This window comes from Citrobacter sp. RHBSTW-00029 (genome assembly GCF_014104295.1).
GTDB lineage: Bacteria > Pseudomonadota > Gammaproteobacteria > Enterobacterales > Enterobacteriaceae > Citrobacter > Citrobacter youngae.
In genome coordinates this window covers 1,839,521-1,856,144 of the sequence record NZ_JABXRT010000001.1, presented here as the reverse complement: position 1 = coordinate 1,856,144, position 16,624 = coordinate 1,839,521, and the positions used below count along the sequence as shown (strand labels likewise).

Genomic DNA, 16,624 nt, shown 5'->3' with positions numbered 1-16,624 from the left:
TACCGGGCCTTTTTCTTATTGCTGCTGTGGTTGCTCTTCCAGCGTTACCGGCCATTTGCGGAAGATAATCACTGACCAGATCAGCGCGGCAACGGCAGGAAGTGCACCGGCGTAACCAATCGTCGACATCGACCAGTGCAGACTTACCTGATTTCCCACCAGCGCTCCCGCGCCAATACCAATATTAAAGATACCGGAGAACAGCGCCATTGCGACGTCAGTGGCATCCGGAGCCAGTGCCAGTACTTTCACCTGCATTCCCAGGCCGATCACCATAATGGCAATACCCCAGAAAATACTCAGGACAGCCAGGTGCATTTCGCTATCAGCAGCAGGCAATAGCAGCACCAGGCACAGGGTCAACAGGGCAATAGCCGCGCTTATCAACACCGAGGCATACTGATTACCCAGCTTGCCAAAAATTACGCTGCCAATAATACCCGCGCCACCGAGAACCAGAAGCAGCACAGTGGCAAAGTTAGCGCTCAGCCCGGCGACGGTCTGCACAAAGGGTTCGATATAGCTATAAGCCGTATAATGCGCAGTGACCACAATCACCGTCAGCAGATACAGGCTCATTAACGCCGGACGGCGGAATAACACCGGCAGGCTTTTTAATGAACCGGAATGCTCACTGGGTAATTTGGGCAGAAGCTTAATCAGGCAAAGCAGGGTAATTAGCGCGCCCATACCGATGGCGAAGAAGGTAGTGCGCCAGCCAAAATACTGGCCGACGATGCGTCCGATAGGCAGGCCTAATACCATCGCCAGCGCGGTGCCGGTCGCAATCAGGCTGAGTGCCTGCGCGCGTTTCCCGGCCGGAGCAAGGCGTATCGCCAGCGATGCAGTGATCGACCAGAAAATAGCGTGTGCGAAAGCAATACCAATACGGCTAATCACCAGCACGGTAAAATTCCATGCCAGGAAAGAGAGTACGTGGCTGGCGATAAACACGACAAACAGGCAGATCAGCAGCTTGCGGCGTTCTACCTGACTGGTGAGCAGCATGAAGGGCAGCGACATCAGGGCCACCACCCAGGCGTAGATCGTCAACATGATCCCAACCTGCGCGGTCTGCATATTAAAACTTTGCGCAATGTCGGACAGCAACCCGACCGGGACAAACTCAGTGGTATTGAAAATAAAACCGGCAATAGCAAGCGTAACTACCCGTAGCCACGCGACCTTGCGGGAAACAGTGTTTGTTGTCATATGTATAAATCGGGTTAGCTGCAAAAAGGAGAGGTGGCGATCTTAAAACGTTTACTGGTGAAAATACAATCATTTCGTGATTAAGATCACGCTGCTTTGCGGGTGATAATGCGGTGCATTACGAGAAAAAATAAAGCCGGTCAGTACTACTGACTGACCGGAGAATACCGTTACCTGAGCGAGTTTAGTGCAGTTGCGCTTCTTTCATGCACAACGCTTCATGCTCACTGTCGATGATTGGCTCAACTTTACCCATCAAAAACAGATAGTTCAAAATTCCCAGAACCACCAGTGCGGCAGAGAACACCAGCGCCCAGGTAAAGGAGCCAGTGGCTGCAACAATGGCTCCGGTAATAATTGGTCCTACCGCGCCTCCCATATTGGAGACAGTATTCTGTAACCCTGCAACAATCGATACGCTGTTTTTAGGTGCAACGTCACCCGGTAGTGCCCAGACCTGCGAGGCGGCAACCGTGGTGCCTGATTTCGCCACACACAGTAAAAACACGGTCATAAACACGGAATCAGTAAAAGGGGCAAAACCAATACATAAAGCCATTAACAGACCGATTGTCAGGAATAATTTTCTCGTGGCAGTCAGCGACAGGATCCGCTTATGTACCATACGGTCAGAGGCCCAGCCGGCAAAGACTTCGATCACCATCCCACATAATAATGGCAGGGCGGCAACCATCCCCATTTTGATAAAATCCATTCCTTTGTCTTTTACCAGATAAGTGGGTAGCCAGGTAATAAAGAAATAGGATGTATAGTTGATGGTAAAGAAACCGATACACATTGCCCAAATGTTACGGTAGCGCAACAGTTTATACCAACGCATCGGTAATACGGATTTGTCGCCGTGTTTTTGTTTTTGCCCTTCGCGAATATGTTTAATTTCGCTTGTACTGATCCTTTTATGGTCCTCCGGGTTTTCTGTATAAATAAAATACCAGGCAATGACCCAAAAAATGCCTACACCACCAATAATCAGAAATGTCATCCGCCAGTCAAACTGGTAGATCATCCAGACAATAAGCGGCATCGCGACGGCACCGCCAAATTTAGACGCACTGTCAAACAATCCTGAGACGGTGGCCCGCTCCCGATCCGGGAACCAGCGCGCAGCGATCCCTGCATTGCTTGGATAGGCGGCGGCTTCACCGACGCCCAGAGCGAGTCTCAATGCGAGTAGAGATTTAAATCCAGTGGCTAAACCCATCATTGAGGTGGCGATTGACCACCACGCGACGGCAAAACCCAGACCTTTTTTCTGACCAAAACGGTCAGCAAACCAACCTGCCGGTATTTGCAGTAAAGAATATGACCAGAAGAACGCCGCCATGATAAACCCCATCATTTCAGGATCGAGTTTTAGCTCATCAATGAGGTGAGGTGCAGCAGCAGATAATACCGTCCGGTCAATATAGTTAATTGCAATAGCAAGCCACATTAATCCCGCAATCCACCAACGAATTCGGGATTTTTCTGCAAAATTATTCATATATCTGGCCCATGGTAGATGTTCATTTTTATTATTGTGGAAAGGGTAGGGTTATCTCCACAATGTTATAATCCGTTCATTATATTTTTAGGCTTACGCTGATGAATGACATGTTCAATGATGTTATAAACACATTGCTCGCCTATATTGCTGATCGCACCCTCGGTATATCCTGCAATATGTGCCGTAGGGATGAAATTATCGAGCGCAAATAAGGGGTGTGAATTGCACGGCTCTTGTAAAAAGACATCGGCGGCAGCGCCCTTAATGACACCCTGCGTGAGAGCCAGAAAGAGATCCTCTTCATTAACGACACCACCGCGTGAAACGTTTATGAGATAACTAGTGCTCTTCATTTTTTTCATCTGCGCTAAATCAAAGAGATCTTTGGTTTCAGGCGTCAGCGGAGTGTGTAACGTGATGAAATCACTTTGTTCTGTTAGTTCATCGAGCGAAACGTATTCAATGTGATTATCTGCGGCGAACTGTGCATCCTGCCATGCGTCGTGAGCCAGCACGCGCATATTAAAGCCGCGGGCTCGCAGTGCAACCTGTTTACCGATATTACCTAACCCAATAATGCCAATCGTTTTTCCATATACATCGGAGGCGAAGATCCGTGGCCAGTTTCCCGCGCGGGTTTGTTCAATCGCGTAGGGGAGTTGACGCGCACAGTTAAGGATCAGGGAAAACGCAAAGTCTGCGACGGCATGCTTATTGGCATCCGGCACATTGGTAACAAAAATACCTTTTTCACGCGTGGCATTGAGGTCGATATTATCGACGCCCACGCCGTGTTTGCAGACGATTTTCAGATTCGGTGCCGCAGCTATTAGTCCGGCATTAACATCGGTAAAAGCGACGATCATTGCCACTGTCTGTTCCAGATGAGGTGCAAGCGCTTCTAAACCGGCATCTGCAGGTAGCATGATTAACTCAAGTCCGGCGTCGTTAAGCAGTTTGATCGGTTGCTGATCGTATTTGGCAAATGAAGGTGATGTACAGATGACTTTCATAATACAATCCTGTTAGTTAAGCGGCGTTGCCGCCGCTGTAAAAGTGTCTATCGTAAATAGTTATTGATAATTTGCTGGATCTGGCGTTCCTGATGAGCATCAAACGTGACAGCGTAACGGCTTGCGCCTACCTCATGTCCCATGATTTGCAATGCTTTTTTGACTGCGGCGGGCGAGAACGCAACTTTATAGAGCTCGGTTCGCAAACCTGTGACGCTTTCCTGTGCTTCATGCGATCCGACAACATCACCGGCCTTGAATCGCGCCCAGATAGCGTTAATTTCTTTTGGCGCTACGTTCGCCAAACCGGAAATACAGGCTGAACAGCCATCAACAAATCCCTGATGAATGAGTGAATCTGGACCATTCAGCACATCAAATCCCTCGATATCTTTAACTGCATCCAGGAAGCTGCTAAGACTTTCATAACTGCCGGCACTGTCTTTGATCCCGATAATGTTCGGGTGTGCCGCCAGCACTCTGGCTGTTTCCGGTTCAATGGTATTTCCCGTACGTGCCGGAATGTTGTAGAGAAATACCGGTACCGATAGCGCGTCGGCAATCGCGGTATAGTGAGCTATCAGTTCCTGCTGTTTGAGCGGAACAAAATACGGGGTAATCACCGATACGGCATCGACGCCCAGTTTTTCTATTTGCTTGCCCAGACGAATGGTTTCACGGGTAGAGATTTCACCAATATGCGCCACTACGTTCGCCCGCCCTGCAACTTCCTCAACGCAGGTGCGGGTCACTGCTATTTTTTCTTCCTCGTTGAGCACAAAAAACTCACCGTTTGTGCCGCCGCAGAAAATACCGTTTCCGGCATTTAACTGGCGGTTTACCTGGTTTCTCAGTTCTTTAAGGTTAAGCCCGCCGTCGTGGTCGAACGGGGTAACGATTGCCGTCAGTACACCACAGATTTTCTTACTCATGATTCACTCCTTTGGTATTCAGTTCTGGAAACAGAGTTTGATAAATGGCCTGAATATCCTCATGACTCACCTCGCAGGGAGCATTATTCATCAGGCGTTTTACGTTCAGTGCGGCATCGGCCAGTGCGGGAATATCAGTAGACGGTACACCAAGCGTTGCCAGGTTATCGGGCAGGTTCAGTCGTTTCACGAGTGTGGCGAAGTACTCCACCAGGGCGCGGGATTTTTCTTCGGCACTGAGTGTTGAGTCAGCGTCAGGCAGCAGATCCCACACCAGGGCAAACTTGTCGACCACAAATGGGCGAATCACTTTCATGCAGGGTGCTAACAGAATGGCGTTAGCGACGCCATGTGGGAGATGGTATCGACCGCCGAGCGGGTAAGAGAGCGCGTGGACCAGGTGAGTACCGGCATGATTAATCGCCACACCGCCGTAATACGATGCCCACAGCATCTCCAGTTTGGCCAGCAGATTTTCCGGCTCATTGACGGAGATTTCGATATGGTTGAGTAGCTTACGCAGGCCAATGAGCGAAGCGTTATCACTTACCGGATTGGCGACGGTAGCGGTAAAGCATTCGATCAGATGACATAGCGCGTCGATGCCAGTGGACGAGGCAATATGCGCCGGCATGCTGGTGGTGAGTTCTGGCAACAGGGCCACGTAATCCGGTAATAGCACCGGAGAAATGATGCCGACTTTGGTGTTTTGTTCCGGGATCGCCAGAATCGCATTGGGAGTCGCTTCAGAACCCGTACCTGCTGTGGCGGGGATCAGCACAGAAGCAACGCGTTGCAGCGGTTTTTCTCCCGCCAGCATGGCGTCAAGCGTCGGAGATTCAGGATGGCATAAGACGGAGAGCAGTTTCGCCACATCCAGTACGCTACCACCGCCGATACCGATCACCATTTCTACGTTGAGACCTTGTACGTTTTTTAATAGTACGCTGACATCGTGATGCCCGGGTTCTGCAGGCACATTGTCAATCAGAGCCACATGACGTCCATCGTTGGTCAGTAAGTTGCGGATCTGTGTTACCGCGCCCAGTCCGACAATATTGCTATCCGTCACCAGTAACAGTTGGCGTTTACCTGCCAGTAACGGCTCCAGTGCGGGGATAGCATTCGAACCGCTAATGACGGTGCTATTGATTGTTGCCACAGCATTCTCCTGTTGTTCGAGTGATTGAATTCGCTCACTGAGATTCAGGAACGATTGCATCATGGGCTAAATTTATAATTTATCTCGGAGATGAATAACTTGAGCTTGCTCACATTTAATCAAATGTGATTGAATATAATCATCATCAACATACAACAACCCGGAGCATGGATGAGTAGACATGTTGTAAGACCCCAGATCCTTGTCATTGCTGATGACTTTACGGGGGGAAATGATGCGGGGGTGAGTCTGGCGCTGACGGGAATGACGGTAAATGTCGCTTTCACATTGCCCTGTGCCGATGATGCAGATGTGCTGGTCATCAACACGGATAGTCGTGCGCTGGAGGCAGAGCAGGCCGCCGCCAGAGTAAGTGAGCTGGCTCTGACGAGTCAGGCTGGTCCTCAGACGCAGTGGCTGAAGAAAATAGATTCAACATTGCGCGGAAACCCGGGGGCCGAACTGGACGCGTTAATGCGGATTACAGGTAAAAAGCGGGCCATCGTGGCACTGGCTTGTCCCTCAGTCGGGCGAACCACCGAGCAGGGGCAGTGCCTCGTTAACGGTATTCCGGTAACGCAGACCGAATTTGCCAGCGATCCGAAAACACCGGTGATGAGTGCCGATATTTGTGAGGTGATACAGGCACAAACCACCATTGCGTGTCGGGCGATGTCACTGAATGACTACATGCAGCACCTGCGCGAGCCTGCTGTTGAGACGCCGCAGATTTGGGTTGTGGATGCCCGGACTGACGCTGACCTTGATGTGATTGTTACTGATGCGCTGATGCAGGATGAGCTGCCGCTGCTGGTGGGGTCTGCCGGGATCTGTGACGCGCTGGCCCGTCATGTCCGGACACCGTCCTCACAGTGTTTACTGGCGGTAGTGGGTTCAATGAGTGAAATCGCTCAACAGCAGATTGCTGCAGTGCGTCAGGACCCGCGGGTGGAGACTGTATTCATTGATATCGCAAATATCTTCAGTGGCAGCCTGACAGAGTATGTGCAGCGTATCGCCAGGGTTCTCATCTCAGGTAAACACTGCATCGTTCACACCTGTCCCAACAGCGAAGCTCGTCATCATATTCCAATACTGTGTGCGCATCTGAAGATGAATCGCGCTCAGCTCGGTGAAAAAATCTGCCAGTTTCTTGGACAGCTTATCCGGCAGGTTTTGCAGGAGGTATCGCCAGGCGCGCTGTATCTCTCTGGCGGTGATGTGGCGATGGCGGTTGCAGACGCCCTTAAGGCAACAGGATTTCGTATTACTGACCGTGTGGCCCAGTGTGTGCCGTACGGTCATTTTGTCGGTGGCGACTGGCAACGCCCGGTTATGACAAAGGCAGGGGGATTCGGTGACGAAACGACGTTGCGTCAGGTTTTAAATTTTATCGAGGAGAACATGAGTGAATAACATTATTGCAGTAACTATGGGCGACCCTGCAGGTATTGGACCTGAGATTATTATTAAATCGCTGGTGGAGGGAGAGCTGTCTGGCGCGCCGGTTGTGGTTGTGGGATGTGCCCAAACGCTGCGTCGTATCCAGTCATTAAATGTCACGCCGCCAGCGGAACTCCGGGTGATCGATAACGTAACCCAGGCGCAATTCGCCCCCGGTGTTATCAACGTGATTGACGAACCCCTTGCCGATCCTGCGGCGCTTGAACCGGGGGTGGTGCAAGCGCAGGCGGGTGATTTGGCCTATCGCTGTATTAAACGCGCTACAGCACTCGCGCTAAGTGGTGAAGTTAAGGCCATTGCCACTGCGCCGCTGAATAAAGAAGCACTGCACATGGCGGGACATCATTATCCCGGCCATACCGAACTGCTGGCACAACTGACCAACAGCAAAGACTATGCGATGGTGCTGTATACCGAACAGCTTAAAGTGATTCATGTCACCACACATATTGCACTACGTAAATTCCTTGATACGCTCAGTGAACAGCGTGTAAAAACAGTCATTCAGGTCGCAGATGATTTCCTGCGTCGTGTCGGGTTTGATAATCCACGTATTGCGGTCGCAGGCGTCAACCCCCATGCCGGCGAAAATGGCCTGTTTGGCGAGGAAGAGATAACGATTGTCGGACCCGCGGTGCAGGCAATGCAAGCGAGAGGGTTGAATGTTACGGGACCATGTCCACCAGATACTGTCTTTATGCAGTGCCACGAAGGTATGTATGACATGGTGGTGGCAATGTATCACGATCAGGGCCATATTCCGCTAAAATTGCTGGGATTCTATGATGGGGTGAATATCACCGCCGGATTGCCATTTATTCGCACTTCTGCAGACCATGGCACGGCGTTTGATATTGCCTGGACAGGTAAAGCCAAGTCTGAGAGCATGGCCGTGTCCATCCAGTTAGCAATGCAAATTACGCGGGATTAAAATGAAGGGATATAATCGGTTAGAACAGATTATGGATTATCTGAAAGGGCATAATCTGGCGACAGTTGAACAGCTTGTCGCTGTGACTCAGGCCTCTCCGGCGACCATTCGCCGCGACCTGATTAAACTCGATCAGGAAGGTGTTATCAGCCGTACTCACGGCGGCGTGACGCTTAACCGGTTTATCCCTTCACAACCAACCACACATGAAAAAATGCAGCGCAGCCTGATGGAAAAACAGGCTATTGCCTGCGCGGCGGCAAGCCTGGTGAAAGCCGGGGACGCCATTATCCTGGATGCGGGAACGACGATGATTGAACTGGCGCGCCAGCTTACCCATCTGCCGTTGCGCGTCATCACCAGCGATCTGCACATTGCGCTATTTCTTTCTGAGTTCAAGCAAATTGAAGTGACGATCATTGGCGGGCGTATTGATGACTCCAGCCAGTCCTGTATCGGCGAGCACGGGCGTAAACTGCTGCAAAACGTGTGGCCGGATATCGCGTTTCTAAGCTGTAACGGCTGGGATCTGACCCGCGGGATCACCGCACCGACGGAAGAAAAGGCCGGTCTGAAGCGCGACCTGATTGCAAACGCCAAACGTCGCGTACTGCTGGCAGACAGTTCAAAATACGGTGCATGGTCACTTTTCAACGTCACACATCTGGATGCGTTGACGGATATCGTGACCGATGCGCGACTCAATGAAGAGGTGCGGCAGCAGCTTGAGCAACTGCCTTGCCATCTGACGTTCGCCAGTTAATCTGCATTTTGCGACAGCTGAGGTTCCAGTACCTCAATAAATGCTTCCAGCTGTCGCGTCATCGCCCCCCGACGCCAGACCAGCCACGTATTTAACCAACGCCAGTTTTCACTCAGCGGCCAGGCATTGACCTGATGGTGGCCTGGCATGCTTTCCAGCATAGAACGTGGAATCAGCGCGATTCCCGCGCCGGCAATCACACAGGCCAGCATGCCGTGGTAGGACTCCATTTCATGGATCGTGCCTGGCATGGCGCGATCGGCGTGAAACCAGCTTTCGAAGTGGCGGCGATAGGAACAGTTGGCGCGAAAGGCATAGATATTGTAACCATTCACATCGCTGGCCCGTTTGATGGGGGGGTGGCCATGTGGGGTGACAATCATCATCTCTTCACGGTACACCGGCATTCCTTCAAGACCTGGATGGGTAATAGGGCCATCAGCAAAAGCGGCGTTCAGCGTACCGTCGAGCACACCGTCCAGCATGGTACCGGACGGTCCTGTTGCCAGTGCAAACTGGATTTTAGGGTAGCGCTGATTATATTCGGCAAGTGTGGCCGGAATACGCACGGCGGCTGTACTTTCCAGCGATCCCAGAGAGAACAATCCCTGTGGTTCATCACCTGCGACCACCATCCTCGCTTCTTCTACCAGCGCCAGGATCCGCTGGCTGTAACGCAAAAAATTGTGCCCGGAGGGAGAAAGCCGCAGACGTTGATTTTCACGAATAAACAGATCGACGCCAAGGTCCGCTTCAAGCTGGCGAATACGCGTGGTGAGATTGGACGGCACGCGATGCACCTTCGCCGCAGCCTGCGTGATGCTGCCGGTCTCTGCGACGGCATTGAACATTTCAAGTTGCGTCAGGTCCATAATTTTCTCTGTTCGTGAATGGTATGGTTAATATTATTCATTTTTCAGAAAGAGTAAACCTGCGCATGATATAACCATACCTTGCGAGAAAGAGAGGCACTTATGACCATCACAGCAGCAACACATGCTATTTCCGTTGACCCGACCTGTGGCGAAATGCTGACGGCAATGCCGTGGGCCAGCGCCGATGAGATTACCCACGCGCTGAATCTGGCGGCGACGGGATTCAACGCATGGAAACACACGACCGTCACCCATCGCGCACAGATGTTGCGCCGGGTCGGACAAGCGCTGCGTGAACGCGCCGAAGAGATGGCGCAGTGTATCTCGCGTGAAATGGGTAAGCCCGTCAGGCAGGCACGTGCGGAAGTGGCAAAGTCTGCGGCATTATGTGACTGGTACGCCGAACATGGGCCAGCGATGCTCAGTACCGAGGCCACGCAGGTTGAGAATCACCAGGCCGTGATTGAGTACCGTCCCCTGGGGACTATTCTGGCGATCATGCCGTGGAACTTTCCGCTCTGGCAGGTTATGCGCGGCGCCGTGCCGATTTTGCTGGCCGGAAATGGCTATCTGTTAAAGCATGCACCGAATGTCACTGGTTGTGGCGCGATTATCGCCCAGGTCTTTACCGATGCGGAAATACCCGCTGGGGTATATGGCTGGGTGAATGCCGATAACGCCGGGGTGAGTCAGATGATCAATGACCCGCGTATCGCGGCGGTAACGGTGACGGGCAGCGTTCGTGCTGGTGCTGCGATTGGCGCTCAGGCTGGTGCAGCGCTGAAGAAATGCGTGCTTGAGTTAGGCGGTTCCGATCCGTTTATCGTGCTTAATGATGCAGACCTTGATTTAGCGGTTAAAGCCGCAGTGGCAGGGCGTTATCAGAATACCGGGCAGGTTTGTGCCGCAGCGAAACGCTTTATTATTGAAGAAGGGATTGCGGCAGAATTCACCCACCGTTTTGTTGCGGCAGCCAGTGCACTGAAAATGGGCGATCCGCTAAATGAAGAGAACGATCTCGGCCCAATGGCACGTTTTGATCTGCGGGATGAACTGCATCAGCAGGTTGAAGATTCACTGGCTCAAGGGGCGCGCTTACTCCTCGGTGGGGAAAAAATAGCTGGTCAGGGTAATTACTATGCCGTGACGGTACTGGGTGATGTTACGCCGGAAATGACGGCGTTTCGTCAGGAGCTGTTTGGCCCGGTTGCGGCGATTACCGTCGCGAAGGATGCTGAGCACGCATTAGCACTGGCTAATGACAGCGAGTTCGGCTTGTCGGCGACGTTGTTTACCGCGGATGAGGCACTGGCGCAAACTATGGCGGCCCGTCTGGAGTGTGGTGGCGTGTTTATTAATGGTTACAGTGCCAGTGATGCTCGCGTTGCTTTTGGCGGCGTGAAGAAAAGCGGTTTTGGTCGTGAGCTTTCTCACTTTGGTCTGCATGAGTTTTGCAATGTGCAAACCGTCTGGAAAAACCGTCTCTGATAGCCCGGGTGCCTCTGCAGGGGCACCCGTCTTATTTCTGCAATAAATTTGTCATTTACTCTGCGTACACTCGCGCCTAACGCTTTGATACAGAAGAGTAATATGAACATAACGCAAATTTTTCGTCGCCTGACTCCCCGTCAGTTTGGTCTGTTAACCGGTATCATTTGTATTATTGCACTGTTCTCTGTTTTGCAGATTGCATCCTCGCTTATGCTCTCAGCCTCTGTCAGGGACGCGCAGATTAATGAACAGCATAATCAGCAGGTGCTTTTGCAACAGTCGAAGATCGATGAAGCAAGGGTGGCGTTGTTATCTGCCAGCGACTTACTTAATCGTGCTGGCGTTTACTTTATGCAGGATGCGGCTACCGGCTCGGAAGGGAGCTGGCGCCCGTTAATGGAAGAGGCCCAGCATGCGTTAACGCAGTCAAAAACGGCATGGGATGCCTGGCTTGCAATGGATCCGCATCAGCCTCCCGACTTGATGGAGAGCTATCAGCGTTTTTATAGCGGTATTCAGGAGCAGGCCGATGGATTAATGCAATCCAATAGCATTGATGCGTTTTTTGCCGTGCCTGTTCAGGCGTTTCAGACAGACTTTAATGAAAATTATGCACGTTTTCAGCAAGACAGTTTCCAGCAGACGGAAAAAGGGCGAGAGCAGCTGTTGACCAGTCTTGAACGTTTACAGCACCTCTTTTTATTTATTCCTCTTGTGCTGGTGGTGATTGCGGTACTGGTCTGGCGCAGTATGTCCCGCTGGGTAATCGCGCCACTGAGACGACTGATCGATCATATTGATGTGTTAGCGGCTGGCGATCTTTCCCGTCCAGCCCCCCAGGTGAGCCAGTTTAATCGTGAAGTGACACAACTGAGCTCACGTATCGACGCGATGCAGCAGGGGCTACGGATACTGGTGCAACAGGTGAATGACGCTACGACCTCAATGGTGGGAAATATCACTCAGCTTACGCAAAGCAATAAACAGTTATATCAGCAATCCGCGAAACAGAGCGATGAGCTAAATACGGTGACATCACATATTTCGTTTCTGGAAACACATGTTGAGGATAACAGTGGGTTTGCTCAACTGGCGAATCAACGCGCCGTGCAGGCGCGGGATATTGCTGCGGGTGGCAACCGGATGATGGCAACGGTAAATGCGTCGATGCAGGCAATTGTTGCCCGTTCATCAGAGATGCGCGGTATCATCTCACTGATTGACAGCATCGCGTTTCAGACCAATATTCTGGCGTTAAATGCGGCGATTGAAGCTGCGCATGCTGGTGAACAAGGGCGTGGATTTGCGGTTGTTGCAAAAGAAGTTGGGTTGTTGGCGAGAAAAAGCAGTCAGTCCACGCAGAATATTCAGGCGCTGATTCATCATTCCTTAGCGGGTATTGACGAAGGATTTCATGCGGTGAACGGACTGGATGACAACTTACAGCAGGTTATATCGCTGGTGGAAAATCTTGGCGCCTTACTGAATGATATTTCTGCTGCGACGATGAATCAAGGAACCCGTATTCACGAGTTGACCAGTCAGCTTCAGGCTCTGAATAACGAAGCCCGACAGACCAGCGATCTGGTGAACGCTGCGTCTGATTCCTCCTTACAGTTACATCATGAATCTCATCAGCTTATGCAGGCCGTTGCCAGATTCCGTCTTCCGGCCTGACGCTGTGTATTCAGCTCTGTTATACTCGCAGGCCTTTCATACCTGCGAGCAAGGAGCATGTTGTGGCCAGGGCCATGGACAATTCAATTTTAGAGACCATTGTGCAGCAGGTTCGTCCGCTGATTGGTCAGGGAAAAGTTGCCGATTATATTCCTGCATTAGCCTCTGTCGATGGCTCAAAACTGGGTATTGCCATTTGCACCGTTGATGGTCAGCACTATCAGGCGGGGGATGCGCAAGAACGTTTTTCTATTCAGTCGATTTCAAAGGTGCTTAGCCTGGTTGTCGCAATGCGTCATTACCAGGAAGACGAGATCTGGCAACGTGTTGGCAAAGATCCTTCCGGTCACCCGTTTAACTCGCTGGTGCAGCTGGAAATGGAGCAGGGTATACCGCGTAATCCCTTTATCAATGCCGGGGCATTGGTGGTTTGCGATATGCTGCAAGGTCGCCTGAGTGCGCCACGGCAACGAATGCTGGAAGTGGTACGTGCATTAAGTGGCGTTTCAGATATTGCTTATGATACGACGGTGGCACGCTCTGAGTTTGAGCACTCAGCCCGCAACGCGGCAATTGCCTGGCTGATGAAGTCCTTTGGTAATTTTCATCACGATGTGACGACCGTTCTGCAAAATTATTTTCACTACTGCGCGCTGAAAATGAGCTGTGTGGAGCTGGCGCGCACGTTCGTCTTTCTGGCGAATCAGGGGCATGCCTTTCATCTTGCGGAGCCCGTGGTCACGCCGATGCAGGCGCGGCAGATTAACGCGCTAATGGCGACCAGCGGTATGTATCAAAATGCCGGGGAGTTTGCCTGGCGGGTAGGTTTGCCGGCGAAATCGGGTGTCGGTGGTGGTATTGTGGCGATCGTGCCGCATGAGATGGCGATTGCGGTCTGGAGTCCGGAACTGGATCCCGCAGGGAACTCGCTGGCGGGTATTGCGGTACTGGAACAATTAACTCAACAGTTAGGGCGCTCGGTTTACTGATGAACACGCTCGACTCGCTTTTTGCCCGACTGGCGAAATCGACTTTTCGATCGCGGTTTCGTCTCGGTCAGAAAGAAAGACAATATTGTCTGGAAAAAGGTGCGCCGGTCATTGAACAACATGCGGCCGATTTTATTGCTAAGCGCCTGGCTCCCGCGCTCCCGACCAATGACGGAAAGCAAACGCCGATGCGTGGACATCCGGTGTTTATCGCTCAACATGCCACGGCGACCTGCTGTAGGGGATGTCTGGCCAAATGGCATGATATACCTCAGGGGCAACCGTTGAGCGAGCAACAGCAACGTTACGTTGTCACTGTTATCTACCACTGGTTAGTGCTGCAAATGAATAAGCCATAGATAACATAATCCTATGATTCGACTCCTTGTGTTATGTAATTGTTAATTGCAGTATGAAGGGGTCAATCTAAGGAGACTAAATGGCTACCCACACCCCCTGCTTTATACTGAGCGCGGAACAGATCCTGTCGAGAATCGACGAGCTTAGTGATGTCCTTGAACAGTGCGTGAACGATGGCGCATCTGTCAGTTTTATGCTCCCTTTTAACCGCGATAAGTCGCGGCCTTTTTGGACACGTGTTGCACAAAGTGTCTCTTGTGGAGAACGCATTGTTCTGGGGGCTGAAAATGCGCAAGGGACCCTTGTTGGGACCGTTCAGCTCATTATTGATCAACCCGAAAACCAGCCTCATCGTGCAGACGTTGCCAAACTCCTGGTTCATACCTCTGCACGGCGGTGCGGGATAGCCCGGGAATTGATGAATGCACTGGAAATTTGCGCCCATCATGAAGGGAAAACCCTCCTGGTTCTTGATACGTCTACAGGCAGCGCCGCCGAGTTGTTCTACCACAATTGTGGATGGCAAAAAGCAGGGGTAATCCCTGACTATGCAAAAATGCCTGATGGAACAGTGGCCGGGACCACACTTTTTTATAAAACGCTCTAATTTGTCACCGGGGATTGATCAAAACAGGGTTTCATTGTATTAAAGTTTGCTAACCTATTGGACCAATTCAATCAGGTTGTATGACTAATCAAAAAGGGAACCCATTGTGCAAACACTAAATCGTCGCGATTTTCCCGGTGCTCACTATCCTGAACGCATTATTCAGTTTGGTGAAGGAAACTTCCTGCGCGCCTTTGTTGACTGGCAAGTTGATCTGCTGAATGAACATACCGATCTGAACGCTGGTGTGGTCATTGTTCGTCCTATCGAAAGTACTTTTCCGCCGTCACTGAGTACCCAGGATGGTCTCTATACCACCATCATTCGTGGTTTGAATGAAAAGGGCGAGGCCGTCAGCGATGCCCGTTTAATTCGTTCGGTTAACCGCGAAATCAGCGTCTATAGCGAATACGATGAGTTCCTGAAGCTGGCGCATAATCCTGAAATGCGTTTTGTTTTCTCTAACACCACGGAAGCGGGTATTAGCTACCACGCGGGTGATAAGTTTGATGATGCGCCGGCTGTGAGTTATCCGGCGAAACTGACCCGACTGCTGTTCGAACGCTATAGCCATTTCAACGGTGCGCTTGATAAAGGCTGGATTATCATTCCTTGCGAGCTGATTGATTACAATGGTGAAGCGCTGCATGAACTGGTTTTGCGTTATGCTCAGGAATGGGCGTTGCCGGAAGCATTCGTACAGTGGCTGGATCAGGCAAACGCATTTTGTTCTACGCTGGTGGACCGTATTGTTACCGGTTACCCACGTGACGAAGTTGCGAAGCTTGAAGCTGAACTGGGTTATCATGATGCGTTTCTTGATACCGCAGAACACTTTTATCTGTTTGTTATTCAGGGGCCAAAATCATTAGCCACTGAACTTCGCCTCGATAAATACCCGTTGAATGTTCTGATTGTTGATGACATCAAGCCGTATAAAGAGCGTAAAGTCGCCATTCTCAACGGTGCGCACACAGCACTGGTACCGGTCGCCTGGCAGGCAGGGCTTGATACCGTGGGTGAGGCAATGAATGATGCTGAAATTCGCGCCTTCGTTGAGAAAGCTATCTATGAAGAGATTATTCCGGTGCTGGATCTGCCGCGTGATGAATTGGCTTCATTTGCCAGCGCGGTGACCGGCCGATTCTGCAACCCGTACATTAAACATCAACTATTGTCGATTGCGCTTAACGGCATGACCAAATTCCGCACCCGTATTCTGCCGCAGTTGTTGGCAGGGCAGAAGGCCAGCGGCCAACTGCCGCTGCGCCTGACATTTGCCCTGGCAGCCTTGATTGCTTTCTACCGTGGTGAGCGTAACGGTGAATCTTATCCGGTTCAGGATGATGCGCATTGGATGGAGCGTTTCCAGGTGTTGTGGGCTCAGCATCGTGACCGCCAGATTACTACCGAAGCGCTGGTCAACGCGGTATTGGCCGTAAAAGATCACTGGGAACAGGATCTGACACAGGTTTCCGGACTGGTCGAACAGGTTTCTGCCGACCTGGATTCTATCCTGGCGAAAGGCATGCGCGAAGCGGTTAAGCCACTGTGCTAATACGTTAACCCGGTTCAGGCCGGGTTTTTTTATCGTCCTTATTTAGTTACAACATACAATATAACTTCTAAAAATGGAGCACA

Annotated in this window: 15 protein-coding genes; 9 read left to right on the top strand and 6 right to left on the bottom strand. The window is 51.3% G+C overall.

Features of this window, described 5'->3' with window-relative positions:
• Window positions 1-15 precede the first annotated feature (15 nt).
• From HV041_RS09200 to HV041_RS09180, 5 genes are all read right to left on the bottom strand, one after another.
• A complete protein-coding gene (locus HV041_RS09200; RefSeq protein WP_121584631.1) occupies window positions 16-1,212 on the bottom strand; it encodes a sugar transporter in 1,197 nt (398 codons plus the stop codon).
• A 184-nt stretch (window positions 1,213-1,396) separates the two neighbouring features.
• On the bottom strand, window positions 1,397-2,716 hold the full coding sequence (locus HV041_RS09195; protein WP_048211690.1) for an MFS transporter: 1,320 nt from the start codon (window positions 2,714-2,716) through the stop codon (window positions 1,397-1,399).
• 65 nt (window positions 2,717-2,781) lie between these two features.
• On the bottom strand, window positions 2,782-3,732 hold the full coding sequence (locus HV041_RS09190; RefSeq protein WP_121584632.1) for a phosphoglycerate dehydrogenase: 951 nt from the start codon (window positions 3,730-3,732) through the stop codon (window positions 2,782-2,784).
• Between the two features lie 47 nt (window positions 3,733-3,779).
• The gene (locus HV041_RS09185) at window positions 3,780-4,664 is read right to left on the bottom strand and encodes a dihydrodipicolinate synthase family protein (protein WP_061067885.1); all 885 of its coding nucleotides are present in this window, start codon (window positions 4,662-4,664) and stop codon (window positions 3,780-3,782) included.
• Window positions 4,657-5,826 carry an iron-containing alcohol dehydrogenase gene (locus tag HV041_RS09180; protein WP_121584633.1) on the bottom strand — a complete coding sequence of 390 codons (1,170 nt, stop codon included), beginning with the start codon at window positions 5,824-5,826 and terminating at the stop codon, window positions 4,657-4,659. The genes HV041_RS09185 and HV041_RS09180 overlap by 8 nt, the downstream gene beginning before the upstream one ends.
• Before the next feature lie 171 nt (window positions 5,827-5,997).
• On the opposite strand from HV041_RS09180, the gene HV041_RS09175 reads away from it, so the two are divergent.
• Genes HV041_RS09175 through HV041_RS09165 form a run of 3 tightly spaced genes read left to right on the top strand, consistent with a single transcriptional unit; the run spans window position 5,998 to window position 8,984 of the window.
• Window positions 5,998-7,242 (top strand): four-carbon acid sugar kinase family protein, encoded by a 1,245-nt coding sequence (locus tag HV041_RS09175; RefSeq protein WP_121584634.1) that lies wholly within the window; start codon window positions 5,998-6,000, stop codon window positions 7,240-7,242.
• Window positions 7,235-8,221: a D-threonate 4-phosphate dehydrogenase gene (locus HV041_RS09170; protein ID WP_121584635.1), complete on the top strand. Its 987-nt coding sequence runs from the start codon at window positions 7,235-7,237 to the stop codon at window positions 8,219-8,221. The genes HV041_RS09175 and HV041_RS09170 overlap by 8 nt, the downstream gene beginning before the upstream one ends.
• 1 nt (window position 8,222) lies before the next feature.
• Window positions 8,223-8,984, top strand: a complete 762-nt coding sequence (locus tag HV041_RS09165; RefSeq protein ID WP_048211684.1) for a DeoR/GlpR family DNA-binding transcription regulator — start codon at window positions 8,223-8,225, stop codon at window positions 8,982-8,984.
• Here the strand turns inward: HV041_RS09165 and HV041_RS09160 are convergent.
• Window positions 8,981-9,856, bottom strand: coding sequence for a LysR family transcriptional regulator (locus tag HV041_RS09160; RefSeq protein WP_061067887.1), 876 nt, complete (start codon window positions 9,854-9,856; stop codon window positions 8,981-8,983). The genes HV041_RS09165 and HV041_RS09160 overlap by 4 nt on opposite strands.
• 102 nt (window positions 9,857-9,958) lie before the next feature.
• Here HV041_RS09160 and sad point away from each other — a divergent pair, with 102 nt between their 5' ends.
• The 6 genes from sad (at window position 9,959) to HV041_RS09130 (ending at window position 16,541) form a co-directional block, all read left to right on the top strand.
• Window positions 9,959-11,347: a succinate-semialdehyde dehydrogenase gene (gene sad, locus HV041_RS09155; protein WP_121584636.1), complete on the top strand. Its 1,389-nt coding sequence runs from the start codon at window positions 9,959-9,961 to the stop codon at window positions 11,345-11,347.
• 102 nt (window positions 11,348-11,449) lie between these two features.
• Window positions 11,450-13,027 (top strand): methyl-accepting chemotaxis protein, encoded by a 1,578-nt coding sequence (locus HV041_RS09150; protein WP_048211681.1) that lies wholly within the window; start codon window positions 11,450-11,452, stop codon window positions 13,025-13,027.
• Window positions 13,028-13,089: 62 nt separating this feature from the next.
• Window positions 13,090-14,016 carry a glutaminase B gene (glsB, locus tag HV041_RS09145; RefSeq protein ID WP_048211680.1) on the top strand — a complete coding sequence of 309 codons (927 nt, stop codon included), beginning with the start codon at window positions 13,090-13,092 and terminating at the stop codon, window positions 14,014-14,016.
• A complete protein-coding gene (locus HV041_RS09140) occupies window positions 14,016-14,375 on the top strand; it encodes a DUF4186 domain-containing protein (RefSeq protein WP_048211679.1) in 360 nt (119 codons plus the stop codon). Before glsB ends, HV041_RS09140 begins: the two co-directional genes overlap by 1 nt.
• Window positions 14,376-14,455: 80 nt before the next feature.
• Window positions 14,456-14,983: a GNAT family N-acetyltransferase gene (locus HV041_RS09135; protein ID WP_121584637.1), complete on the top strand. Its 528-nt coding sequence runs from the start codon at window positions 14,456-14,458 to the stop codon at window positions 14,981-14,983.
• 106 nt (window positions 14,984-15,089) lie between these two features.
• The gene (locus HV041_RS09130; protein ID WP_121584638.1) at window positions 15,090-16,541 is read left to right on the top strand and encodes a tagaturonate reductase; all 1,452 of its coding nucleotides are present in this window, start codon (window positions 15,090-15,092) and stop codon (window positions 16,539-16,541) included.
• Window positions 16,542-16,624: the final 83 nt, after the last annotated feature.